At 33.4% G+C, this 25,581-nt stretch carries 19 protein-coding genes and 1 riboswitch; of the genes, 6 read left to right on the top strand and 13 right to left on the bottom strand.

Going from position 1 to position 25,581, the window contains the following annotated elements; all coding sequences use genetic code 11:
• Positions 1–24: 24 nt before the first annotated feature.
• The 10 genes from BBG48_RS10875 to BBG48_RS01045 all read right to left on the bottom strand — a co-directional run bounded on the left by BBG48_RS10875 (position 25) and on the right by BBG48_RS01045 (position 11,820).
• Complete coding sequence (locus tag BBG48_RS10875; protein WP_147292819.1) at positions 25–465, bottom strand: hypothetical protein; 441 nt, start codon at positions 463–465, stop codon at positions 25–27.
• Between the two features lie 147 nt (positions 466–612).
• The gene (locus BBG48_RS01090; RefSeq protein WP_068911759.1) at positions 613–1,455 is read right to left on the bottom strand and encodes a metallophosphoesterase; all 843 of its coding nucleotides are present in this window, start codon (positions 1,453–1,455) and stop codon (positions 613–615) included.
• A 55-nt stretch (positions 1,456–1,510) separates the two neighbouring features.
• Positions 1,511–2,956 (bottom strand): proline--tRNA ligase, encoded by a 1,446-nt coding sequence (gene proS / locus BBG48_RS01085; protein ID WP_068911758.1) that lies wholly within the window; start codon positions 2,954–2,956, stop codon positions 1,511–1,513.
• A 258-nt stretch (positions 2,957–3,214) separates the two neighbouring features.
• Positions 3,215–5,299 carry an AAA family ATPase gene (locus tag BBG48_RS01080; RefSeq protein WP_094754338.1) on the bottom strand — a complete coding sequence of 695 codons (2,085 nt, stop codon included), beginning with the start codon at positions 5,297–5,299 and terminating at the stop codon, positions 3,215–3,217.
• A 252-nt stretch (positions 5,300–5,551) separates the two neighbouring features.
• Positions 5,552–6,619, bottom strand: a complete 1,068-nt coding sequence (locus BBG48_RS01075; RefSeq protein WP_068911756.1) for an ABC transporter substrate-binding protein — start codon at positions 6,617–6,619, stop codon at positions 5,552–5,554.
• 70 nt (positions 6,620–6,689) lie between these two features.
• Positions 6,690–7,493, bottom strand: a complete 804-nt coding sequence (locus BBG48_RS01070; RefSeq protein ID WP_068911754.1) for an ABC transporter permease — start codon at positions 7,491–7,493, stop codon at positions 6,690–6,692.
• A complete protein-coding gene (locus BBG48_RS01065; protein ID WP_068911753.1) occupies positions 7,487–8,332 on the bottom strand; it encodes an ABC transporter permease in 846 nt (281 codons plus the stop codon). Before BBG48_RS01065 ends, BBG48_RS01070 begins: the two co-directional genes overlap by 7 nt.
• On the bottom strand, positions 8,329–9,384 hold the full coding sequence (potA, locus tag BBG48_RS01060; protein WP_068911751.1) for a spermidine/putrescine ABC transporter ATP-binding protein: 1,056 nt from the start codon (positions 9,382–9,384) through the stop codon (positions 8,329–8,331). Before potA ends, BBG48_RS01065 begins: the two co-directional genes overlap by 4 nt.
• Before the next feature lie 652 nt (positions 9,385–10,036).
• On the bottom strand, positions 10,037–11,227 hold the full coding sequence (locus BBG48_RS01050; protein WP_068911748.1) for a coenzyme F420-0:L-glutamate ligase: 1,191 nt from the start codon (positions 11,225–11,227) through the stop codon (positions 10,037–10,039).
• 218 nt (positions 11,228–11,445) lie between these two features.
• Positions 11,446–11,820, bottom strand: coding sequence for a RidA family protein (locus tag BBG48_RS01045; RefSeq protein ID WP_068911746.1), 375 nt, complete (start codon positions 11,818–11,820; stop codon positions 11,446–11,448).
• 342 nt (positions 11,821–12,162) lie between these two features.
• On the opposite strand from BBG48_RS01045, the gene BBG48_RS01040 reads away from it, so the two are divergent.
• The 3 genes from BBG48_RS01040 to BBG48_RS01030 all read left to right on the top strand — a co-directional run bounded on the left by BBG48_RS01040 (position 12,163) and on the right by BBG48_RS01030 (position 15,985).
• On the top strand, positions 12,163–13,707 hold the full coding sequence (locus BBG48_RS01040; protein WP_068911744.1) for a ClC family H(+)/Cl(-) exchange transporter: 1,545 nt from the start codon (positions 12,163–12,165) through the stop codon (positions 13,705–13,707).
• A gap of 41 nt (positions 13,708–13,748) precedes the next feature.
• Positions 13,749–13,940, top strand: coding sequence for a hypothetical protein (locus BBG48_RS01035; protein ID WP_068911743.1), 192 nt, complete (start codon positions 13,749–13,751; stop codon positions 13,938–13,940).
• 362 nt (positions 13,941–14,302) lie between these two features.
• Positions 14,303–15,985, top strand: a complete 1,683-nt coding sequence (locus BBG48_RS01030; RefSeq protein WP_068911741.1) for a GGDEF domain-containing protein — start codon at positions 14,303–14,305, stop codon at positions 15,983–15,985.
• 283 nt (positions 15,986–16,268) lie between these two features.
• On the opposite strand, the gene rpsD is transcribed toward BBG48_RS01030, so the two are convergent.
• Entirely contained in the window at positions 16,269–16,847 is a 579-nt protein-coding gene (rpsD, locus tag BBG48_RS01025) for a 30S ribosomal protein S4 (protein WP_068911739.1), read from the bottom strand.
• Between the two features lie 301 nt (positions 16,848–17,148).
• On the opposite strand from rpsD, the gene BBG48_RS01020 reads away from it, so the two are divergent.
• Positions 17,149–17,514, top strand: coding sequence for a metal-dependent transcriptional regulator (locus tag BBG48_RS01020; protein WP_068911737.1), 366 nt, complete (start codon positions 17,149–17,151; stop codon positions 17,512–17,514).
• 432 nt (positions 17,515–17,946) lie between these two features.
• On the opposite strand, the gene BBG48_RS01015 is transcribed toward BBG48_RS01020, so the two are convergent.
• On the bottom strand, positions 17,947–20,397 hold the full coding sequence (locus BBG48_RS01015) for a diguanylate cyclase domain-containing protein (RefSeq protein WP_068911735.1): 2,451 nt from the start codon (positions 20,395–20,397) through the stop codon (positions 17,947–17,949).
• Positions 20,398–20,837: 440 nt separating this feature from the next.
• Entirely contained in the window at positions 20,838–22,013 is a 1,176-nt protein-coding gene (gene metK, locus BBG48_RS01010) for a methionine adenosyltransferase (protein WP_068911733.1), read from the bottom strand.
• 106 nt (positions 22,014–22,119) lie between these two features.
• Positions 22,120–22,228, bottom strand: a riboswitch (SAM riboswitch).
• Positions 22,229–22,518: 290 nt separating this feature from the next.
• Between metK and argS the strand changes: the two genes are divergently transcribed.
• Together argS and serS are read left to right on the top strand one after the other, a co-directional pair.
• Complete coding sequence (gene argS / locus BBG48_RS01005) at positions 22,519–24,228, top strand: arginine--tRNA ligase (protein ID WP_094754336.1); 1,710 nt, start codon at positions 22,519–22,521, stop codon at positions 24,226–24,228.
• 57 nt (positions 24,229–24,285) lie between these two features.
• Positions 24,286–25,557: a serine--tRNA ligase gene (gene serS / locus BBG48_RS01000; protein ID WP_068911730.1), complete on the top strand. Its 1,272-nt coding sequence runs from the start codon at positions 24,286–24,288 to the stop codon at positions 25,555–25,557.
• Positions 25,558–25,581 lie beyond the last annotated feature (24 nt).

Below are 25,581 nucleotides of genomic sequence, written 5' to 3'. Positions count from 1 at the left end.
TGATAAAAGCAATTATTATGAGATTTATGAAAACGCAACAAGGCGGGAAATAGACGCATTTACTGCCGATGATGTTGAAATATACAGTGTAGAAACAGCAGAAAGTTTTTCGGCAAGTATAGTAAATAATGAGGTTAGCAATCTTTTGTCAGATTTAGTTATTACAAATGAAAAAGGAGAAAGGATTAAAGCTGATGAAACCATGATTGCTATAATGGCGGCTCTTGTAAAAAATATTAGGCACAATATATTCAAAAAGATGGTGATGAGTATTTTGCTTATGTTGAGCTTAATGCAAATTGGCAAGACCCATGCTATTTGTATCATTATGACGCAGACGAAAAGCTTAATAAAATTGCCGAATGGGATAATATTAAGCTTGTAGGTATCGCTCTTGCATAAAGTGAAAAAGCTAATTGAAAGTGTAGTTGTATTTTCCTTTTGCCACTTTTGTTCGCTACGCACATAGCGTTAGCAATCCCACTTGTCAAACAAAACTGCAATTTTTCAAACATAGTGATTTTTTAAATAGATAATAGTATAAATACAAATCTCGGGGTATGAAACTGGGGATGTGTCCAATTTTCTTGGAACGCATCCCCAGTTTTTCAATTATTTACAATTTTTAAGCTTAACTAAAATCAGCTCAGGTTTATTGAACAGTCTTGTAAAAAATATTGTCCTGCCTAGACCTCTTGACACTATCATGGAGGTTTGATTTTGTTTGTAGAGCCCGCTTGTGAACTTTGGAAAGAACCCCTCTGATGGTGCGATTAACCCTTTATTAAATAATCTTATCTGTCCTCCATGGGCGTGACCTGAGAGGACTAAATCAAACCCACTTTGTGCATAATGCTCCATTTTATCAGGCCTATGACTGAGCAAGACATTGAATAGATTTTTGTCTAATTTTGCATAGAGCGTTTTTATTTTTTTAGGAAAAATTTTATATCTATGTTGATAATGGTAAAAGCTTGGGTCTTTTAAGCCGGCAAGCTGGATTTGAGCACTATTAAATTTTAATCTGACTGTTTTTTCATCGATTATATTGACACCATATGTTTTCAGATTTAGTTTGTGCATTTTCCAGTTTTTGTCTCTTTGCTCGTGATTGCCTGTGACAAAGTAAACCGGATATTTTTTTGCAAGTTTTTTTAATAATGCTAGAGAATGTTTTATTTTGTCCTTGTAACTATAGTAAATGTCTCCGGTGACTACTATTATATTTGGAGAAAGGGCATCTATTATATCTAGCAATTTTTTGTTATGTCGTCCAAAATTTTTTGAATGTAAATCGGAAATTTGGAGTATTTTGTAATTATCAAAATCCTTTGGGATTTTTTCATGATAAAATTCGTGAGTAGACACTTCTATGTCATTGTTTTGTTTATAGAGGAATATTCCTAAAAAGGTGGCAAAAATGCCACCTAATAGTAAATGCTTAGTATATTTCATATTTTATCTCGATTTATATTTTATTTGTAGGGTGGAACTTCGTTCGCCCGCATTTTTAGTATGCCTTAGCTATATAAACCATGTGTTTTGCCGGTTTGCCACAAAATGGGCAGACATCGCCTAGATGCTCTTGCTCTGTAGGAATACATCTGATTGTTGCAGCAGTTTCTTTTTTGATATTTTCTTCACACTGAGGGTCTCCGCACCACATTGCTTTAGCTAAGCCTTGATTGTTTGCCATTCTTTCCTTAAACATATCAAAGTCTGTAGCTACAAAGGTCATTTCGTCTCTTCTTTTTTTAGCTTTTTCAAATAATCCTTTTTGGATATCTTCCAGTAATGCTGGGATTTCATCAGCTATTTTATCAAGTTCTATTGTAGATTTTTCGTTTGTATCACGTCTGCTTATAGTTGCTACGCCGTTTTGTATATCTCTTGGTCCTATTTCTATTCTTGCAGGGATACCTTTCATTTCATATTCATTAAATTTCCAGCCAGGTGTATTTGCTGTATCATCATCAAGCTCTACTCTTATGCCTTTTGAAATAAGGCTGTTTTTTATTTCATTAGCCTTGTCCAGCACACCCTCTTTGTTCATTTGGATTGGTACTATTACAACTTGTGTTGGTGCAATTCTAGGTGGCACTACAAGCCCTCTGTTATCTCCGTGAACCATTATCAATGCACCGATAAGTCTAGTAGTAACTCCCCAAGATGTTTGGAATGGGTAAGCCAGCTTTGAGTTTCTATCTTGATAGGTAATGTCATAAGCTTTGGCAAAGTTTTGCCCTAATTCATGCGATGTGCCGGATTGCAGAGCTTTGCCATCGTGCATAAGTGCCTCTATGGTGTAAGTTTTATCAGCTCCTGCAAATTTTTCTTTTTCGGATTTTGTACCGGTAATTACTGGGATTGCAAGATATTCTTCAACGATTTCTTTGTAAATGTCAAGCATTGTTAATGCCTCTTCTTTTGCCTCTTCCTGAGTTTCATGAAGTGTATGTCCTTCCTGCCACAAGAACTCAGCAGTTCTTAAAAAAGGTCTTGTAGTTTTTTCCCATCTAACTACGTTTGCCCATTGATTGTATTTAAATGGTAATTGTCTGTATGAATTTAACCATTTTGAATACATATAGCAGATTATTGTCTCAGAGGTAGGTCTTACACATAGTCTTTCACCTAGTGTTTCATTACCACCTTGGGTGACCCAAGCAACTTCAGGGGCAAAGCCTTCGACGTGCTCTTTTTCCTTTGTGAGCAGGCTTTCCGGTATAAGTAGTGGGAAATAACAGTTTTTATGTCCGGTCTGTTTAAATCTTTTATCAAGATTTTTTTGGATATTTTCCCATATTTCGTAGCCGTAGGGTTTTATTACCATAAATCCCTTTACAGGTGAATAATCAACTAAGTCCGCTTTTTTGATTACGTCAGTATACCATTGGGCAAAGTCATCTTCCATGTTGGTAATATCTTTTACAAATTCAGTTTTTTCGTTTTTCATGAAATCTCCTTGTGTAAGACTTATTTATATTTATTTTACATAAAATTTTAAACATAATATATAATTATATCATATAATCAAAAAGTTTTGAACGTTTTGAAAGAAAAAATAAGGACAGCGGTGTGGTAGTTAAAATTGGTTAAACAGATAATGTTGTGGATATAATGTGAAGTGGTATACTACAACTTAGTCCACCTGACATATATTTAGTCTGCAACGAAAAAAGGTGTGTAGAATTTTATCTACACACCTTAGTTTTTATAGCATTTGATTTTCTTGGAATTTAGCTTTCTGTTTCTTTTTTAATTTAAGCTTTTTTTGCTTTTTAGATTTTAACTTTTTATCTTTTTCATCGCCCTGAAAAACTAAATTATCGTTTGAGGATTGCACTTCATAGACTGCATTTTTTTCATTTAGTACAGGTATCGCTTTTTCTTGAGATACGTCCTCGTTAGCTTCTTTAGTTTCTTTCATCAGTTTCTCAAATGTAACGCCATCTATTAAAGATTTTTCCAGTAAAAGCTCTGCCAGCTTATCCAATTTATTTCTGTTTTTCTTTAAGATGTCAACTGTTTCAGCAAATAATTCGTCTGAAATTTGTTTTGCCTGTTCAATTATTTCATCTGTAGGTCGTCTTATTCCAAGCTCTTCTAGGTTTATCAGGCTACCGTTAAGTCCTAAGACTTTAATGTAACGGTCAATTATTCTAGTTGCGTGTTGTATATCACTTACTGCTCCGACTGTTATGTCATCAGGATTTTTTGCTATCATCATTTCTCCGGCACGACCACCATAAGCCTCTTTGATTTCATTTTTCATATCGGTCTTACTCCTAAGACCTTCTTTAGGCTGAGAAAGTGTATATCCACCTGCACCTGATGTAGTGCCGATGACGCTGACCTCCAATATTGGTTTGCCAAGCATATAACCCACAAGGGCATGTCCTGCCTCATGATAGGCAATGACTTTTTTCTCGTGTTCTGTTTGGCTTTTGTCTTCTTTTTTGTCGCCTTTAATTATTATTTTTAGGTAAGAGTCATCAATATCTTTTTGTTCTACGACTTCGCTACCTCTAGTTACTGCTTTTATGGCGGCTTCGTTTAGCAGGTTTTCCAATTCAGATGGGCTAAAATCTATGGTTTTTGCTGCAAGCTTGTCAATATCTATTTCTGATGACAATTTTTTTGTTTTTGCATAAAGCTCTAATATTTGTTTACGTTCTTCTTTATTAGGTAGTGGCACTGCAACTTGTCTATCGAAACGTCCTGGTCTGACTAGGGCAGGGTCAAGGTCTTCAAGTCTGTTAGTTGCGGCTATAGTTATTACACCATTTTTAGCTGAGAAACCATCCAGCTCATTTAATAAGGCTGTAAGTGTCTTATCGTCTTCTGATGAGCCTCTGTGATTTCCTCTAGCTGCACCTATGGAGTCTATTTCGTCTATAAATACTATGCAAGGGGCTGTTTCTCTTGCTGTCTTGTATAATTTTCTTACTCTTCTTGCACCAAGACCTACATAAAGCTCAACGAAATCAGAACCGTTTACTTTATAAAAAGGTACGCTTGCCTCTCCTGCAATAGCCTTTGCCATAAGTGTCTTACCTGTTCCCGGAGGACCATAGAATAAAACGCCGTTTGGCAGTCTTGCACCTATTTTTTCATAGGACTGAGGTTTTTTAAGGAAGTCTAAAATGAATTTTGAGTCATTTTTAAGACCTTCATAACCTGCTATATTTGTAAACTTTGTATCAGGTACATCTGTTGTAAGTTCGTTTTCTGCTGGCTCCATACGTTTTTGGAAATATAGCATGAACGCTACGATAAGTATCAATGGTAAAAACATATTAAGTGCATACAAAACTATCATTGTTATACTTACTGGCTGTTGTATTGTAAATACTCTTATACCTTTGCTAAGTAATGTTGCCTTGTAATTTTCAGAACCCGGGTTTTCAGTGACAAACTTCATTATACCATTAGACGGGATTTGTGCGGGCTTTATAGTGGTTTCTTTTGTTGTTGATAAATTTAAGGTTATATTTGCGTACTCAGTTGTTATAGGATAACCTTTTTCTTTAAGGTAGCTTTGAGATGGTAAGAACTGCAAGGTTGAATTATTTCCATCTTCAAAAAAGACGTATTCTACTTGTTCTTTTTGAACCATGGTGTTAAATTCGTTAAATGGTACATAGGAGTTTGAGTTTTGTGCCTTGTTACTAAAAATAGAGGAGTCTTTAAATAACATAAAGCCAATCAAAATCATAAGAATTATGATTGATATGCTGCTTTGCTTTGAAGGCACTTTCAAGTTTTTTTTGTTATTTTTTTTATTATTTTCGCTCATTTTATCACCTTTATTATATTATAACGGTATCATAATAATTTTCAAACAGAAATTTATTATTTGGGCTGTGGATTTTTTATCTTATAGCAAGTTAAAACTATACTATATGTATATATTATACCCATATTTTAATTATGAAACTTAAATTACTATTAACTACTATTATATATCGTAATCAATAAATAAAATAGTTACAGTTTAAAAACAAAAGGTAAGCCACACTTTGCATAGCTTACCTTGCTGAAAAACTGATTAGTTTGCTGTTTTAATTTCTGTCCAAGTTTTATCATATACTTGGTTATAATCTCCAAGGTCGACGAAAAGTTCGCCTATTTTGTCTATGTCTCCTTGTGGATACATAAGCACGTTATTTCTTTCCTCTTGCGGAAGTAATTTTATAGCCTCTAGGTTTGGAGAAGAATATTTAATATATTCGGCATTTTTTGCGGCAATCTCAGGTTCATTCATAAAGTTGATGAATTTTTCCGCCTCTTGCTTATGGGTTGCCTGTGTTGGTATTACCATACAGTCTATAGATATGTTAGTACCTTCTTTTGGGATAGAGTATTCATATACAGGGTTTTCTGATTTAATATACATAGCATCACCTGACCATGCAAGGGAGATATCTGCCTCTGCTCCTATCAGTGCTGTCTTGTAATAATCTACATGATAAGAATTTACTAAAGGTTTTTGTTCAATCAACAACTGCTTAGCTTTTTGGATTTCTTCGTCATTTTTTGTATTTAATGAATATCCTAATTTTTTAAGAGCTATGCCAATTGTATCACGGGAAGAGTCAAGCATTATAATTTTTCTTGCGTATTTCTCATTCCATAACAAATCCCATGTGTCTACAGGGTCAGTTACTTTTTCTTTGTTGTAAACTATACCGACTGTTTGCCACATATATGGCACTGAATATTTATCCTCAGGGTCGTATGATAATTTATTAAAACGTGGGTCAATATTTTTAGCATTAGGGATATTATCCTTGTTAAGCTCTTGCAGTAGACCTTTGTCTCTCATAATTCCGACCATGTAATCCGATGGGAAAAGTACGTCATAATTTGTGCTACCAGCCTCTATCTTGGCTAGTAATTCCTCGTTGTTGTTAAAGTTTTCATAATTAACTTTGATACCAGTTTCTTCAGTGAACATATCCAGTACATCGGGGTCTATATAATCTCCCCAGTTGTAAACATTTAAGGTAACATCTTTTGCAGCACTGTCTGTTGAATTAGCAGGAGCAGTTGAACCTCCGCCACAACCGGTCAGAGTTAGAGCTAGAGCAAAAAATACTGAGAGCAATTTTTTCATTTTTTAGTATACCCTTTCTAAATTTACTAAATAGTTATTACATTTTGATTTATAAATTTAATACAATTTATCAGTCATCTTCTTGTTGAATATCTTTTTTATCTTTATTTGAACCAATTTGAATAATAGTCATCAGAGTAACCAGCACAAGCAGCATAAGAGTAGTAAGAGCGTTTATCTTTGGAGAAAGTCCTCTTTTTGTCATAGAGTAAACTTTTATGGATAATGTGCTTACACCTGAGCCGGTAGTGAAGAAACTTACTATGAAGTCATCCAATGAAAGAGTAATTGCCATTAATGCACCGCTTACTATGCCCGGTTTAATCTGTGGCAGTACAACCATGAAAAAGGTTTGCAGTGGAGTGGCTCCAAGGTCTTTTGCAGCCTCTTCCAAGTGTGGGTCTAATTGACTTAATTTTGGCAGTACCGCAAAAACTACATAAGGCAAGCAAAATGTGATATGTGCTAATATAAGTGTAGTATATCCAAGCTTTTGAAAATTTAAGATTGAATACAGTGAGATTAAAGATACACCTACGACTATATCAGGATTTATCATAGGCAAATAGCTAAGATTTAAGGTGATTTTTTTTGCTTTAGCACCCATGGCATTTATGCCGACCGCCGCAATTGTGCCTATTATCGTAGAAAATAAGCAAGTAGTCAGTGCAACTATTATAGTGCTGTATAATGACTTCATAATGCTTTTGTCTTTAAACAGCTCTTGATACCATTTTAGTGTAAAGCCTGTCCAGCTGCCGCCATATTTTGATTGATTAAATGAAAAAGCAATCAAAATAATAATTGGTAAATAAAGAAACAGCATTACCAATACTAAATAAATATTTGAAAGAGGGGAAGATTTTTTTACCATATTGCTCCGCCTCCGTCCTTATTTGAATATCTACCTAAAAGTAACATTGCAATTAGCATGATTATTATCAAAATCATAGAAATTGCAGAGCCAAACTGCCAGTTTCTAGCTGCTAAGAATTGATTTTGTATCAAGTTACCCATTAGCATTGTATGACCGCCACCAAGTAAGTCGGAGATAACAAATGTAGATATAGCCGGCATAAACACCATAATTATACCTGAAACTACACCGGGCATACTAAGTGGCATTATTATTTTTTTGAATGTTGTAGAGCTGTTTGCCCCTAAATCGTGGGCAGCCTCGATATATCTTTTGTCAATCTTTAAGATTACAGAATATATAGGCAGTATCATATATGGCAAAAAGTTATAAATCATACCCATTATCACTGCACCCTCTGTATAAAGCAGGGGTAGTGACTGCTTGATAATACCAGTGCCCATTAAAAAACTGTTTATAGGACCGTTATCTTTTAGTATAAACATCCAAGCGTAGGTTCTTAAAAGAAAATTAGTCCATTGGGGCAATATTATAAAAAGTATCAAGAAATCTCTAAATTTTACATTTTTCTGAGCGATGATATACGCCGCAGGATAGCCTATAATTAGGCAGGCTATAGTGGAAATAATTGATACTTTTAAAGACCTATAAAAAACATCTATATAAAGTGGGTCGAAAAATAGTTTATAGTTATCTAGTGTAAAAGTAGTTTCCAGCTTTGCAATCTGCTTTCCGGAATTTAGCGAAAATATAAGGATGATTACAAGCGGTACTAAGGTGAAAATTATTGACCATAATATATAAGGAGTAGCTAAGATTGGCTTTTTATTGTTCACTTAGCAGCCCCCTTTTTCATGATGTGTATCGCATCAGGTATAAAATCAAGACCTACTACAGAGTCAACCGGATGGTAATGAATTGTATGAATCATCCATTCAAAATTAGTTGACTCATCAACGACTATAGTTTCATAGTGAACGCCCTTAAATAATACGTCAGTTACCTTGCCTTTTATTTTTGCATTTTCAGCTTTGATTATTTCTATATCTTCAGGTCTAATTACTATATCTACTGGTTCATTTTCTGCAAAACCTGCATCTAAACATTCGTATGTAGCATTATTAAATGTAACAAGGTAGTCCTTATTCATTTTGCCATCAATTATATTACTTTCACCAATAAAGTCGGCGACAAATTTATTTTTAGGTTCGTTGTAAATATCTTCCGGTGTGCCTATCTGTTGTATTACGCCATGGTTCATAACGGCTATAGTATCAGACATACTAAGAGCCTCTTCTTGGTCATGGGTGACATATATAAATGTAATACCAAGCTCCATTTGCATGGTTTTTAGCTCGTATTGCATATCCTTTCGCAATTTTAAATCAAGAGCAGCTAATGGCTCATCAAGGAGTAAAACCTTTGGCTCATTGACTAAGGCTCTAGCTATTGCTATTCTTTGCTGCTGACCGCCGGACAGTGACTCTACATCTCGGTGTTCGTAGCCTTTTAGGTCGACAAGCTTTAACATTCTAGTGATTTTTTCCTTAATCTTGTCAGGACTTTGTTTTTTTAGTTTAAGACCAAAGGCGATATTATCGTAAACGTCCATATTTGGAAATAGGGCGTATTTTTGAAAAACGGTGTTTAAAGCACGTTTGTGAGGTGGTACATGGTTAATTTTTTGCCCATCAAAAAATAAATCACCACTGTCAGGAAATTCAAACCCGCCCATTATCCTTAGCATCGTAGTTTTACCACAACCGCTAGGACCTAGAAGTGTCATAAATTCATTTTCCTTGACGTAGAGATTTATATTCTTTAGTGCGTCCTTGCCATCAAAGGACTTGCTGATATTTTTTAGCTCGATTATTGTCTTTTCTTCCAATATTAAACCCCCTTTTTGTGCCAAAAATAACTGCTCAAAATTATCAAAAATAAGAGAGTTATTAAATAATTAGGCAATAAAAAATAATTAAACATAAAAGCAGTTTGCTTTTAGCAAAAATCAAGCACTTGATAAAAAAGAGGATAAAAAGTGCCTCTACATTAATCGATTGTAAAGCATGGAAGTTTATTTGTCAATGATTTATTTTTTTAAGTCTATACAAAATGTAAATATGAAATACATATTTTTATGAACTAAATGCTATTAATGAAATATATTGATTAAATTGGGTTTTATACTATACTTAGGTATGGAAATTGTTACACTAAAGTATACGGAGGGAAAGTTTATGAAAGGACTTAATAGTGAAAAAAAAGATTTATGAATATATAATCCTCGTAAGTATGTTTTTATTAGGCATGTATTTTAGTAGATATACAAATCAAAGGTTTATGTATGTCACTTTGATTGTTAATTTTATGTTAATGTATTTTTTTAAAAACAGGAAAGAAATATATGTGTATAATGCATTAAATATAGTTAATTCTTTTTTACTTGGAGTTTTATTTAAATTTGCATTTTTAAGTTAAAATAAGAATATTTAATAAAACAGTCGCACAATCGTGCGACTGTTTTATTACATGAAAAATTATTAGTTAGTATAATTGTCAAAGTATCCTTGTATATATATTACCGGAGTACCTTTGTCTCCACTGCCGGATGTCAAATCTGATAATGAGCCTAGTAAATCTGTTAGCTGTCTTGGAGTAGTGCCTTCGGATATCATGTTGCCTACTAGGTCGGAGTCTTTTTCTCTGATATATTTTTCTATAGCAGTTTGCAGCTCTTCGCCTTGCAAATCAGCAAATTCGTTATCTGCTATATATTTTAGCTTGATTTCGGATGGAGTTCCTTTTAAGCCGTCAGTAAAGCCTGGGGATACGACTGGGTCTGCAAGCTCCCATATTTTTCCTACTGGGTCTTTAAATGCACCATCGCCGTATACCATAGCTTCTACATTTTTGCCGGTTAAATCTTTTATAGTTTTTTGTATTTTTACTGCTAATTCTTTGCAATCTCTTGGGAATAATTTTAGGCTGTCCTCTGTAGCTTTGTTTGAGCCAAGTAGACCGTAATCAGCGTTGTAGCCGCTACCATTGATGCTTTGTGTTAATATTTCATCAAGGGAAAATACTTTTTCAGCTCCAGCGTTTGTCAAAATTCTTTTTGTTCTTTTTCTAGTGTGGATGTCGCAGTTAATTACATTTTTTGTGTATTTTAAAATTGATTTAGGGTCATTTGCAAAGATTATTTCGCACTGAGCACCTTCTTGTTCAACTAGTTCTTTATAAAATTGGATATAATCTACGCCTGTAAATGTGTGAACCGGATTTTTAAATAGTTCTCTGAATTTCTTTTCGTCAAATTCGTCTTTGAATGGGTCAACATTTTGCTTGTCAAGTTCGTCAAATGTTATAAAGTGATTTCCAACTTCGTCTGAAGGATAGCTTAGCATTAATACTACTTTTTTAACGCCTTTTGCAAAGCCTTTAAGTATTAATGAGAACCTGTTACGGCTTAGTATTGGGAAGATTACGCCAACGGTGTCTGCACCGAATTTATTTTTTATGTCCTGTGCTATGTCGTCTGTTGTAGCGTAGTTTCCTTGAGACCTTGCTACTACTGACTCAGTTACAGCGATTACGTCCTTATCTCTTATTTCAAGCTCACCTTGTTTTTGTGCCTGCATTACTGTGTCTGTAACTATCCTTGCTATGTCATCACCTTGTTTGATTATTGGTGTTCTTAATCCTCTTGATACTGTACCAACTATTCTTTGCATTTGTTCTCCTTTAATTGTTAAATCACATATTAATTTATAAAATTTCTTTTTGATTGCTTAAACATTATACCAAAATATGTGGATTATTACATAAAATACGAAGATTAATCGGATAAAGTTCATAAACATATGAATTATTTTAAAAATAATTATAAAAAAAACGCATTATATGTAAACTATATAATGCGTTTTGAAATTATAAGTTTTATTTTTTAAAGCTATTTTGTAGCGATTACTTCTATTTCTACTATACCGTTTTTAGGTAGAGCGGCTACTTGGAAGGCGGAGCGTGCAGGAGAATTTTGTTTGAAATATTCTCCATATACTTCGTTCATTGCTGCAAAATCATTGATATCTCTCATGTAAACTGTTACTTTAAGTGCATTGTCTAATGATGAGCCTTCTTGTTCAAGGATTGCTTTGCAGTTTTCAAGGGATTGTTTTGTAGCTGCTTTGATTTCAGTTACAAGCTCGCCGGTTTTTGGGTCGATAGGTAGCTGTCCTGATGTGAAGATTAGGCTGTCTGTAGCGGTAGCTTGAGAATAAGGTCCGATAGCTGCGGGTGCATTTGGTGTAGAAATTATTTTTTTCATTTTTAAAATTCCTCCTGTAAAATGTATATTTTAACAAAACAGCTTGTTTATTAAGGCTGTATTTAGTTATTTGATAACGTATACATTATATCATATATTTTACTAATTTAGAAAAAAACATATATATTTTAAAAATATTATTAAAAAAATGTTTATAGGGTTAATTTAAAGGGTCTATTGAAATTTGTTTGAAATGGCACTATGCAAGAAATTTTTTAAAATATTTAAGACTTAGATAAAGCTACACTATGATTTTATTTTTTTGTCAAAATATGGTATTCTTTATACATAGACTATTATAGGTTTTAAAAATTATATTTAAATTTGTATATTGGAGTTAAAATGAGGCAGGATACGGAACAAATTTTATATAACAACAAAAATATCAAAAAGACGTTGGTATTTGATGGGATAATAGTAGGGATTGGAGCAGGTACGGTTGCAGTAGCTTATAGATGGTTTTTGACTTTAATGGAAAAAACTTGCCTGTATATGTATTCTCAGCCATTAACGTTAGGATATTTATTATCTATAATTTTAGGGTTGGGCTCATTTGGAATAATTATAGGTAGGTTAGTAAAATATGCTCCGTTAAGTAGTGGCAGCGGTATACCTCAAATTGAGGGCGAACTGATGGGCGTTTTCAATATGGATGAGAAAAAGACTATCGTAGCAAAATTTGTAGGTGGTTCATTGGCTGCGGCTGGTGGCTTATCTCTAGGTAGAGAAGGTCCGTCAATACAGCTTGGTGGGGCAATGGGTAAGCTGGTAGCGAAATTTTTAAGAAGGGATATCAATGAACAAAGATATCTAATCAGTGCTGGAGCGTCTGCCGGTTTATCAGCGGCTTTTTCTGCACCAATCTCAGGAACAATATTTATTTTAGAAGAGGTATATAAAAACTTTTCACCGTTAGTAGTAGTGCCTGCAATAATCGCCAGTGTAATAGCGGATTTTATCAGTAAAAATATTTTTGGCATGAGACCATCATTTTCGTTTTCTGTGGAGAATTCACTGTCGTTATATGATTATGGTCATATCGTGGCTCTTGGTATATTTGTGGGAGTAGTTGGAGTATTTTTTAATAGAACTCTACTTTTTATACAAACTTTATATAAAAGGCTGAAGATTAAAAATGAATTTAAGCCGATTATTCCGTTTATGTTTGCGATTTTATTTGGCTTTACTTTCCCTTATGTATTAGGTGGAGGTCATAGCGTTATAGAGCGTTTGGTAGAAAATAGGGTGTCAGTGACTACCTTGGTGATGATTTTGCTTTTAAATACTTTATTTACATCGATTAGCTATGGCTCTACGGCTCAAGGTGGGATATTTTTACCAACTCTTGTTATAGGAGCTGTGACTGGTGGAGTTTATTATAATTTAGCAACTGAGTTTAATTTTCTTATTTCTCAGGATTATTTTGTAAACTTTATTGTATTAGCCATGTCGGGTATGCTGGCTAGTGTGGTGCGTTCTCCGATACTGGCTATTATGCTGGTTGTTGAGATGACAGGTTCATTTGAGCACGTTTTAAGTCTAGCTGTTGTGGCAATAGTTGCATATTTAGTGGCAGAAATATTAAGATGTAAACCTATATATGAGTCACTACTAGAAAGAATGCTTGAAAATAATGAACTTGTATCCGGTGACTACGATGATGAAAAGGTGATTTATCACTCAATAGTCAGCTACAACTCTTTTATGGTGGATAAAACTTTAAAGGAGATAAAATTGCCTTGGAATGCACTAATAGTTTCTATAAAAAGATTGCACGGAGAAATCGTGCCAAATGGTGAGACAGTGATAAAAGCTGGGGATAATCTTACAATTTTAACAGATAACAAAAATTTGAAGGATGTTGCAGAGTTTGTAAATAAAGATTAGGATATAAACAATGTTGTAATATTTATTTGAAGGGAAATATTATGGAAATTGTTGTTTTATTTTTGACGCTATTTTTTGAGCTTTTATTTTCTTTACGTCAAAAGTATTACAACAAAAAGTATGAAGAGCTAAAAGAAGAAATTGAAATAATAAGAGGATTTGTTTATACTGCTTATTTTTTGTTATATTTTGTTGTTGTATTTGGAACAAATCCAGTTTCAAAATGGTATTAAATTTATAATAAATGAAAATTAAATAACTAAACTTTCCAGGCATAATTTTCCAAACAAATGGCTTATATAAATAGATAATTTTTGCACTTGACAAAATAATCTACTTGATAATAAAATATCTTTACATAGCTTATATATGTAGAACTTGAATTTGGCACATTGTCACCCATGATGACATGAGAAAGCATTTCACTATCGGTTGTTCATTAAGAAAGCTGTAATCAAACTTATGAGACAGTTCAGAAGTTTTAATTTATTTCTATAAACAAATCCGGATTGTTTCGCTTTATTGTAGACTATTAATTGATTATCATCTTTGAAGTTTTGGTTTATAATTAATTATAAAAGTTTAGGAAATTAAGATGATAAAGAAACTAAATTTAAAAAATCCAGTGCTTTTATTTCTAGCCTTTAGTATTTTAATACTAAGTGCTATGGTGTATAATTCCCCGCAAAAAATTCCGTCCTTAGAACCTTATACAGACAAGGCAGAGGCGATAGATGAAGTTACAGTTATATATAAAAATGCAACTCAAAAGAAAATCCGTCTGCCGGGAAATGTATACACTACTGATGAATTTAAAATGATAATAGATTTATCAAAGGTGCCGGTGGAAGAAAGAAAGTGTTTTTCTTTATTCACTACATTTTTAAAATTTGATGTATCTGTTATGGATAAGAATCTTGATAATGATAGGGTTATCTATCAATTTAATGAATCAAATTTTTCCAACATAAAAGCAGGTGGATGGTCTTTAAATCTAATTGACCTGCCAGAAGATAGAGATACTTCATATATTACAATAGATTTTACTCCGATATTGAAAGATAAAAATATTGATGTTTACAATTTTGAAAAAATGTATGTCGGTTCCCCGTTAAAAATAGCTATGACTTTGTTTAAAGGGAAAGACATGTCACTTTCTATTTTTGACTTAATCTTATTTATAATTGCAGTAATAAGTTTTATGCTTGCTATTTTGAGTAAGATTGAATATACCAGAAAAAGTTTTTTCAGGTTAGGTTCTATAACTTTTATTTTAGCATTTTACTTACTCCCGCAGATTTTTTCAATTCAGCTTTTCTTTCCAAGAAGTAGGTTAATTTTTCATGTGATTGATTATACTACACTTATGTTGTTGCCAATCCTGCTATTTTCATTTGTTCGTGGAAAATTTTCGCCAAGAAAAAATATCATTATAGATGTATTCTTCTATTTCACGATTTTTTATTTATTAATTATGATATGGTCGGTTATACTCGGATATAAAGAATTTAGATTTTACTTAAAGGGTGCGCTTTTACTTATGATAGTGGAAGCTCTCGTAGTTATGATAATTTATTTCACTACAAAATCTGAAGATTATCCGAAAAAGAAAGAGGTAGTTCCATCAACTATACTTATGATAGGTATGTCATTTATTGCTAGTTTTAGTGCTTTTTTTACAGAGTACTTTATTGGCACAAGGGATTTAACTCTACTTTTATATATATTCCTAGCCTTAGAACTTTTTTCCAACAGTAGAAGCTTCTTATCTGTCCAACAAAAAAGTGTGGAAAAAGATATATACAAAAAAATGGCTTTATCTGATCCTCTAACAAAATTAGGAAGTAGAACTGCTTATGAAGAGACTCTTGAGACTAATAGAGATAATGCTTTTTGGGTGCTATCTATGGATTTAAATGACTTGAAAAAGATGAACGATAACTTTGGACATATGGCAGGCGACACATTGATTAAAAATTTTGCAGAACTTTTAAAAATTTCTTTTCCAAAAGACGCTGATCTCTTTAGAACCGGCGGAGATGAATTCATGGCTTTTTTATACATTCCTAAGGAAACTGATATGGATAAAATCATAGAAGAAATGCGTAAAACCGGTAAAAAGATTGGAGGAGAATACTCGCCGTCTTTTGCCTTGGGTTATGCCTATTATTCCGGTAGCGAATCAGATGATTTGATGAAGGTTATAGTTTTGGCTGATAATTTAATGTATGCAAATAAAAAAACGATGAAAGAATGTAATTTGCATAGAAATAATTAGCTAATGTAGTAAATAGTAAAATCATATAATTTTTTATAAGATAAATAAGGTTCTATAATATCTGTTGAGGGTTCCCCCCCAAAAAAAAACAGATATTATAGAACCAAAACTAGCAAAAAAGCTCAAAAAACAAAATAAAAAAGGACACAATAAAAAAGTGCCTAAAAACAAGTGAGGGACAGAAATATAAAATTTCTATCCCCCAACAGTTGACAAAGAACCAATAAAAAAGACCTGCAAAGAAGATAAAATCTCCCAAGCAGGTCTTTGATTTTGTTTTGGCTTATTTTGAGTAGTACTCAACGATAAGTGATTCTGTGATTTCGATAGGAATATCTTCTCTTTGAGGTAGAGTAGCAACTTTACCTGTGTATCCATCGATATTTTTTTCTAGGTATGGAGCAACTATGTTGCTTGCAGCAAAGTTATCTTTGAATAACTGAGTGCTTCTAGATTTTTCTCTTAATGTGATAGAATCGCCAACTTGTAATTCGTAAGATGGGATATCTATTTTATTGCCGTTTACAAGAAAATGCCCATGATTTACCATCTGTCTTGCTTGTCTGATAGAGTTTGCAAAACCAAGACGGTATACGATGTTGTCTAATCTCATTTCTAGTCTAAGGATTAGCTTTTCACCTGGATTTTCTTTAGCTTTTAGAGCTTTTTCAACGTATCTTGCAAATTGTTTTTCAAGCACGCCGTAGTAAGCTTTAAGTTTTTGTTTTTCTCTTAATTGTTTGCCGTATTCTGAAATTTTTCTAAGTGGTTTAGCTCCTCTTTTTAGAGCCTTTGGATGACCACAAACATTTACTCCAAAACTTCTTGATACTTTGAATCTAGGTCCTCTGGTTCTAGCCACAGTAGGTCCTCCTTTAATTAAACGTATTTTCTTTACGTACTAGCAGCCACGCTGAACTATTATATTACAAATTAACATAATTGTAAAGGACTTTTACAACTTTTTATTGAGTGAGGGTAAAGTAATCTAACTTTAGTCATAGTGATGCGAATTAGATATCGAAACATCACTAATGACGCTGACTTTATTTATTATATAAATTTTAATCATATTTATGATTGTAATTTATAATTTGATTTTTGTTATTATATGTGATAAAACATTAAGAAATAATTTACTATTTTGAAAGGTGAAATGCTTTATGAATGAATCAGGTGAAATGTATTTAGAAACTATATTAATTCTGTCTAGAAAAAATCCAATTGTGCGTTCTGTCGACATAGCAGAGTATATGAAGTACTCAAAAGCTAGCGTTAGTAGAGCTATGGGGATTTTAAAAAAAGAGGAGTTTATAAATATCGATGCAAACGGATATATTACGCTGTCTGAAAAAGGCGATAATAAGGCTAAAAATATATTTGAAAAACACACAGTGCTGGCACAAATGCTGATGTCTATTGGTGTGGATGAACAAACTGCTACAAAAGATGCTTGTAAAATGGAGCACGTGATTAGCGATAAGTCTCTTGATGCGATTAAAACACACTTGATGATAAAACTTAATTGAAGGTGATATTGTATTTTTCTTTTGGCACTTTTATTCTCTACTTTACAGCGTTAGCAATCCCGCACGTCAAACACAACCTCACTTTTTCAAACATTGAGATTTTTAATATGGATAACCTATCAATAAGTGATTAAAAGGTTGAGGTTTAGCAAAAATAAAAATAGCATGAACTCTTTGGTTTTAATATAATTAATTCGTTACAATAAACTATAAAAACCTTAGGTTCATGCTATGAACTATTGTATAATACAAGCTACACAAAATTTTTAACAAATTTCGGCATCAGTTAATAAATGTTTAAAAACGTTTGAGATTTTATCCGTTTTAAAATCCTCTAACTTATACAAGAAAAAGACTAGAAGCTTTAATTGAGATTTCAATAACTCAGTAAAGTAAAAAACTTATTAAATTTTTAAAAATTTATTTGCTGAACTAAATTTTTGCTATGCGATGACTTGCCTTGCCATTTTTTTTGACGCTGTAGAGCTGTTGGTCTGCAAATCTAAACACGTCCTCATATGATTGGTTTCCTGTAGTTATAGTTGCTCCCATGCTCATAGTGACTTTTTTAAAGTTATCCTCAAGCTTTATAGCTGATACTTTTGCATTTATTCTTTCGCAAATTTTTTCTATCTGTCCTTGGTCAGTTATCTCTAGTAAGAATAGTCCAAATTCGTCCCCGCCAATTCTTCCTGACACATCGTATTGTCTGCATGACTCTTTGATAATTTGAGCTACTTGTTTTATTACCTCGTCACCTACATCGTGTCCAAAATTGTCGTTGATATATTTAAAATTATCTATATCCATGATTATGAATGTTCCGGGTTTTGAAATGACTGTCATTGTCATCTGCTTAAACGATGCTTGATTTAATAGTCCTGTCATCAAATCCTTTGTTGCATTTTCTATTAGCTGATGTTTTTCTTTTTTGTCCTTGTCTATATTTTTCAGCTTACCTATGGCATATCTGTTCTTGCCGTCCTCGTCCTTTATCACCTTTATGTCCAGCTCAAACCAGCGTTTTTCGCCATCACTACATGGCACATACATGTCTACTTGCGTATCTTTGCCCTGATTTAGGTAGTAAAATATGCAAGTATTATTTTTTTCATGTTTGCAATTTTTATTGGCTAATTTACTGGCGTCCAAATAGTCCGGTAGGTTTTTAAACTGTATATTTTCTTTACAATATTCATATTCAAAGAAGATATCTCCTACCATGTCCATAAGCTCGTTGTACCTGTTGTACTGCAAAAGTAACATATTTTTATTTTTTATTTCCTTTTGGGTCAACTTATAGCCTATGATTAGTAAAATTGTAAATATTATGCCTGCACAAATTATTGCTTTTGTAGGGTGCATCTGTATTAGGTAATACAGCGTAAGCTCAGTTTCTTTATTTGAATTTCTAAATAAGATTGTGTTTAGGTTTTCTTTTGATATACTGGCTAAGGATTTGCTCAGTATAGAAAAAAGTTCTTTATCTGCATTTTCTGATACGCCAATGCAAAGTGGCTGATTAAAGCTGTCTATTGTGTGATAATACAATTCTTTGTATCTAGGCTTTGACATATAGTATTCTGATTGAAAGCCGTTTATGTATGTGCAATCGACTTTGCCATCTATAACAGCCTGTAGACACTGTGCTACGTTATCATAGTATACCGGTTGCAAATTTGGAAAGTGTTTTTTTACCATTTCAGTTATGTAGTCAACTTTTACAAGCGATACCTTTTTTTGAACTTTTTTCCTGTCTTTTGTCACGTTGACTATGGTCGTAGTTGCAAATGGCTGTGTGACAGATACTTTGTTTTTATTTGCCCAGCTATAATCGTAGGTTAGCACTGTTATTGAATTTTTTGTCTTTCCAGCTTGAAATTCTTTTAATACTTCCACGCTGTTTTGAAAATCCAGTGGCACTATATCCAATCCGGAGATTTCGTTTATCAATGCAATTGTAGACGGAGTTATCCCCTTAAATGTCTCATTTCTCTTGTCGTAGTATTCTATAGGTGGCCAGTTTTTATCATACATTATATATACTCTAGGGTTTGATTTTATAAATTCTTTTTCTGCATCTGTAAATGTAAGCTCTTCAGAATAATACGCTCCATAATATTTGAAATATAAGTCATTTGAAAATGTCGGATTGTAAACATACAAGTCCATCATTGCTCTGTTTAATTCTTTCAATAGCTCTGTATTTCCCTTTGTCACGGCAAAATAAAATGACGTTGGAGAAAATTGTGCAATCTTTTTATAATTGCCATTTTTTGACATATATGCCGACACTGCATCCGTATTGCTTGCCAGCATTGCATCTATTTCACCTTTTTCAAGAGCTTTTGCTGCATCAGACATCACCGGAAATATTTTCTTCTTGAATGTAAATCCGTTTTCTTTTGCAAAATTTTCAAGTAGTGAAAGCTGGAATGTACCATCTTCTATACCTATTTTCATACCGTCAAAGCTTTTGTAGTCCTGATATGGATATTTATCGTTTTTATTTAGAGTTAGTAAATTACAATATTCAGTGCCTTGAGGTATATCTGAAAAAGCAAAGACCTTTTCTCTTTCAGGGTTTTTGTTGACTATACCCACGATATCTATTTTCCCATCTGCAAGCCACTGATAGCAATCTGAAAATGAACCCTTTACAAATTCATATTCCCAATTTGTGTATTGTCTGATAGCCTCTAAATAATCATAGTCGTAGCCTTGCTTACTGCCATCCTCATCCTCTGCGTGTAATGCAGGTGCATCAAACCAGCCTACTCTTATTTTTTGATTTCTGCTTTCAGCAAAGGAGTTGCTATCCAAAAAACTCCCAAACAATATACTGATTAGAACGAAAAATGTCATTATTTTTGTTTTACGCATAATACCACCACGCCAACTCATAATAATTTTATAGTTCTTTTGGTTCATTATATCATACGGACTTACATTTTAAAAGCTATAATTTATTACAAATTTTATCAAATTTTTTAATTATTTGCTGTATTAAAATTTCAAAGAAATATGAAGTTTGCCCTAGTTTTTCTTTTAACAAAAATTTGTATACTTATATATTTTTAGGTCTATTGATTTAATTTATTAATCACATCTTGAAATTTTGCATCGCTTACTTTTTAAATAACGCAAAATATTTTTTGTCTGCTTGAAACTAAATATAATACAAAAAACTAGGCGTAATGAATTTACAGCCTAGTTTTTTCGTATAGTATTTTTGTAATTTAATTTTTTCTTTCTTTGGGAAATGGGGCTTAGCTGATGTTATATTGCTAAGAATTATTTAGTCTAAATACACATCAATATACCTATTCCATATTCTTTTTAAGCTCATCAATCATATCTGTCTTTTCCCAAGTAAAGTCTGCATCTTCCCTACCGAAGTGACCGTATGCTGCAGTTTTTGAGAATATCGGTCTTCTTAGCTCTAATCTCTTGATAATTCCGCCGGGTGTAAGGTCAAATGTCTTTTTAATTGCATTTTGGATTTTTGCCTCGTCTACTGTAGCAGTACCAAATGTATCTACTAATACTGATACAGGATTTGCCACACCGATTGCGTATGCCAATTGGATTTCACATTTCTTTGCTAGTCCTGCTGCTACTACGTTTTTAGCAATCCATCTTGCTGCGTATGCTGCAGACCTGTCTACTTTTGTGGCATCTTTTCCTGAGAATGCTCCGCCACCATGTCTTGCATAGCCACCATAAGTGTCTACGATTATTTTTCTGCCGGTAAGCCCTGAGTCTCCATGAGGTCCACCTATTACAAATCTACCTGTTGGGTTTATAAAGTATTTTGTATCATTGTCAATTAGTTTCGCATCAACTACAGGTTTTACCACTAATTCTTTCATATCTTTTTCTATTTGCTCTCTTGTAACCTTTTCATCGTGTTGTGTAGAAATTACTATTGTGTCAACTCTTTTTACATTTCCTGCTTCATCATATTCTACAGTAACTTGAGTTTTACCGTCAGGCCTTAGATAATCTACTAGTTTTTGTTTCCTAACTTCACTTAGTCTGAATGCTAATTTTTGAGCAAGTGATATAGGTAGCGGCATTAGCTCCTTGGTTTCATCACAAGCAAATCCAAACATCATGCCTTGGTCCCCTGCACCGATTACCTCCTCTTTATTTCCTGCCTTATTTTCTAGTGAACTGTCTACACCAAGTGCAATATCTGCTGATTGCTCGTCAATTGCATTTACTACTGCACAAGTATCACAGTCAAACCCGTATTTAGCTCTGTCATAGCCTATTTTTCTTATTGTCTCTCTAACTGTTTTTTGTATGTCTATATATGCATCTGTAGTTATTTCGCCAAAAACGGTTACCAGTCCTGTAGTTGCTATAGTTTCGCAAGCAACTCTAGAATTTGGGTCTTGTTTTAGTGCCTCGTCTAAGATTGCATCAGATATTTGGTCGCAAATTTTATCCGGATGTCCTTCTGTTACTGACTCAGATGTAAATAATTTTCTCATTTTCCCCTCCAAAAATAATATAAATAATTTTAAAGTCTCGAGATACAAGAAATTTTTGCAAAATAAAAAGCCTCGTTAGGAAACGAGGCGAATAATCAGCTTTGTTTCCTCATCTCTCAAGCAGTTACTTGTAGGAATTAGCACCGTGCTTTGCTTTTTACAAAGTCGGTTGCCGGGTTTCGTAGGGCCTTTCCCTCCACCTCTCCTGATAAGGTTCTTCGTAATATATTATATAACATAATAGTAAAATGTCAAGAAAAATTTTATAAAAAGCATATAAAAATCTATTTTTTATTTACCCCTTATAGTAGAATTTCTTGCAAATATTTTTTGTTAATTCGCATATTTTTTTGACTTTAAAATATGTATGTGCTATAATAATTGTCAACTTTTAATTAGCTTTTAAACAATTTTGACGTATATTTTTTGTATATAGATTATAAAAATTTTTATATATTTTTTTCTATGTTACAAAAATATATAATTTTTAATTTTGGAGATAATGATGGATTTTAAACATGAAATTGCCTCTCTTTTATCCGAAAACATAAAAGAGCTTGAAAAAAGCGAGATAGAATCTCTACTTGAAACGCCCCCTGACAAAGCTATGGGTGACTTTGCATTTCCTTGCTTTAAATTGAGTAAGCTATACAAAAAAGCTCCTCAAGCAATAGCTACAGAGCTTGCAGAAAAAATCAACAAGCCTGAATTTATTTCAGAAATCAAACAGCTTTCTGGATACTTGAATTTCTTCATAGAAAATAACGTAATTGTTAAGCAGACATTACAAAGAGTGCTTACAGAAAAAGAAAACTACATGAAGGGTGAGCCAAACGACAAGACTGTAATCGTTGAATATTCTTCCCCAAACATAGCAAAACCATTCCATATAGGTCATATAAGGACTACCGTTATAGGACAGTGCTTATTTAACTTATACAAATTTATGGGTTATAAGACAGTAGCTATAAATCACTTGGGCGACTATGGTACTCAGTTTGGAAAGTTAATTGTTGCTTACAGGAACTGGGGAAATGAAGAGGAGCTTAAAAAAGAGCCTATAAAAACTCTTCTAGCTCTTTATATCAAATTCCACGAAGAGGCTGAAAAAGACCCATCACTTGAGGACCAAGCAAGAGCTGAATTTAAAAAATTGGAAGATGGTGACAAAGAGGCATACAGACTTTGGGAAATATTTAGAGAGGAATCTCTAAATGAATTTAACAAGGTTTATAAATTATTAGGAGTAGATTTTGATTCATGGGCAGGTGAAAGTTTCTACGGAGATAAAATGCCGGCAGCTGTAGAGGATTTAAAAGCAAAAAATCTTCTAGTAGAATCAAGAGGCGCTCAAGTTGTTGACATGGAAGATGTAGGTCTAGGTGTTGCTCCTATAATCAAGTCTGACGGTTCAACGCTTTATATCACTCGTGATATTGCAGCAGCAAAATATAGACAAGATACTTACGATTATTACAAATGTCTATATGTAGTAGCCTCTCAGCAAGCACTACATTTCAAACAGCTTAAAGAAATCATGACAAGACTAGGTCGTGGCACTAGAGAAGATGGCTCAAGAGAAATTGTGCACGTCCAGTTTGGTATGGTATCACTTGCCAGTGGTACAATTGCTACTAGAAAAGGCAGAGTTGTATTCCTAGAAGATGTTTTGAATAACTCTATTGAAAAAACAAAAGAAATAATCCAAGAAAAAAATCCAAATCTTAAAAATATAGATGAACTTTCCGTACAAATCGGTGTTGGTGCAGTATTGTTCCAAGAGCTATCAAACTCTCGTATGAAAGACTATGTGTTCTCAATGGAAAAGACACTTTCATTTGAAGGGGAAACTGGTCCATATGTACAATACACTCATGCAAGGGCTTGCTCAGTATTAAGAAAATCTAATGGAGCTGATTTTTCAAAAGCTACGCTTGAATCTCTTTCCAGCAATCCTGATGCTATGTCTATAGTAAAAATCTTAGCATCTTACGATGATGTATTACAAAGAGCATTAGAAAAATATGAACCACATCACATTGGAAGATATATGCTTGACTTATCTCAAGCCTTCAATAGATTCTACCACTCTACACCTATCCTTACAGATGATGAGAACAAGAAAAATGACAATCTAGCCCTAACACAGGCCGTTGCATACGCATTAAAAGGAGCATTAGCATTATTTAATATGTCTGCCCCAGAAGAAATGTAAATTTGTAAATTATTATTCTAAGAAGGGACATATGAGAAATCATACGGGGATAAAACTATGTTAGATATAAAAAGAATTAAAGCCGAAAAAGATGAAATCTTAAAATTAATGGATAAAAGAGGAGAAAAAGACTTCTCCCTAGACGAAGTAATCGAGCTTGACGACAAAAGAATAGAATTATTACAAGAAGTAGAGGCTCTTAAAAATGAACAAAATACTAAGAGCAAACAAATTCCTGCATACAAAAAAGAAGGAAAAGACACTACAGAGCTTATGAGCGAGCTAAAAGATTTATCAGATAGAATAAAATCCTTAGACGAGCTTGTAAACAAGACTAAAAATGACCTTTATGAAAAAATGCTAAGAATACCGAACGTGCCTAATCCATCTGTACCAAGAGGACTTACAGATGCAGATAACATTGAAGTCAGAAAATTCATGGAGCCTACAAAATTTGATTTTGACGCAAAAGCTCACTGGGACATAGGAACAAACCTTGACATACTTGACTTTGAAAGAGCCGGTAAAATTACCGGAGCTAGATTTACTTTATACAAAGGACTTGGATGCAGACTTGAAAGAGCAGTAATAAACTTTTTTATGGACGTTCACGCTGACAAGCAAGGCTACACAGAAGTTATGCCTCCATTTATAGCAAACAGACAAAGTTTTATAGGCACAGGTCAATTGCCGAAATTTGAAGAAGATATGTTCAAACTTCAAGGACTTGATTACTTCCTAGTACCTACAGCCGAAGTACCTGTTACTAATATATTTAGAGACGAAGTATTAAATGGTGACGATTTAACTATAAAATATTGTGCATACACTCCTTGCTTTAGAGCAGAAGCAGGCTCAGCAGGTAGAGACACAAGAGGACTAATTAGACAACACCAATTTAACAAGGTAGAATTAGTTAAATTTACAAAGCCGGAAGATTCATACGCAGAATTAGAAACATTAACTGATGATGCAGAAGAAATGCTAAGATTGTTAAAAATACCTTATCATGTAGTTAAAATTTGCTCAGGAGACTTAGGCTTTACAGCCGCACTTAAATATGATATAGAAGTATGGATGCCAAGCTACAACAAATACGTTGAAATATCTTCTTGCTCAAACTTTGAAGATTTCCAAGCTAGACGTGCAAACATCAGATTTAAGAGAGATAAAGCATCAAAACCTGAATACGTTCATACATTAAATGGCTCAGGACTAGCAGTAGGCAGAACAGTAGCCGCAATTCTAGAAAACTATCAAAATCCGGACGGTTCAGTAACAGTTCCGGAGGTATTAAGACCATATATGGGAACAGATATAATAAAATAAAAAATCTTAACTTCCCCAATACGC

The sequence above is a fragment of the Criibacterium bergeronii genome (assembly GCF_001693775.2).
GTDB lineage: Bacteria > Bacillota > Clostridia > Peptostreptococcales > Filifactoraceae > Peptoanaerobacter > Peptoanaerobacter bergeronii.
This window is presented reverse-complemented; position numbering and strand designations above follow the sequence as displayed.

What these genes read in the sequence shown, in the direction of transcription:
- BBG48_RS01035 (WP_068911743.1), top strand. Translation starts at nt 13,749, where the DNA reads ATGGAAATTGTTGTTTTATTTTTGACGCTATTTTTTGAGCTTTTATTT.
- argS (WP_094754336.1), top strand. Translation starts at nt 22,519, where the DNA reads ATGGATTTTAAACATGAAATTGCCTCTCTTTTATCCGAAAACATAAAA.
- metK (WP_068911733.1), bottom strand. Translation starts at nt 22,013, where the DNA reads ATGAGAAAATTATTTACATCTGAGTCAGTAACAGAAGGACATCCGGAT.
- BBG48_RS01015 (WP_068911735.1), bottom strand. Translation starts at nt 20,397, where the DNA reads ATGCGTAAAACAAAAATAATGACATTTTTCGTTCTAATCAGTATATTG.
- BBG48_RS01040 (WP_068911744.1), top strand. Translation starts at nt 12,163, where the DNA reads ATGAGGCAGGATACGGAACAAATTTTATATAACAACAAAAATATCAAA.
- BBG48_RS01070 (WP_068911754.1), bottom strand. Translation starts at nt 7,493, where the DNA reads ATGGTAAAAAAATCTTCCCCTCTTTCAAATATTTATTTAGTATTGGTA.
- BBG48_RS01020 (WP_068911737.1), top strand. Translation starts at nt 17,149, where the DNA reads ATGAATGAATCAGGTGAAATGTATTTAGAAACTATATTAATTCTGTCT.
- BBG48_RS01030 (WP_068911741.1), top strand. Translation starts at nt 14,303, where the DNA reads ATGATAAAGAAACTAAATTTAAAAAATCCAGTGCTTTTATTTCTAGCC.
- BBG48_RS01045 (WP_068911746.1), bottom strand. Translation starts at nt 11,820, where the DNA reads ATGAAAAAAATAATTTCTACACCAAATGCACCCGCAGCTATCGGACCT.
- proS (WP_068911758.1), bottom strand. Translation starts at nt 2,956, where the DNA reads ATGAAAAACGAAAAAACTGAATTTGTAAAAGATATTACCAACATGGAA.
- BBG48_RS01075 (WP_068911756.1), bottom strand. Translation starts at nt 6,619, where the DNA reads ATGAAAAAATTGCTCTCAGTATTTTTTGCTCTAGCTCTAACTCTGACC.
- BBG48_RS01090 (WP_068911759.1), bottom strand. Translation starts at nt 1,455, where the DNA reads ATGAAATATACTAAGCATTTACTATTAGGTGGCATTTTTGCCACCTTT.
- BBG48_RS01080 (WP_094754338.1), bottom strand. Translation starts at nt 5,299, where the DNA reads ATGAGCGAAAATAATAAAAAAAATAACAAAAAAAACTTGAAAGTGCCT.
- BBG48_RS01050 (WP_068911748.1), bottom strand. Translation starts at nt 11,227, where the DNA reads ATGCAAAGAATAGTTGGTACAGTATCAAGAGGATTAAGAACACCAATA.
- serS (WP_068911730.1), top strand. Translation starts at nt 24,286, where the DNA reads ATGTTAGATATAAAAAGAATTAAAGCCGAAAAAGATGAAATCTTAAAA.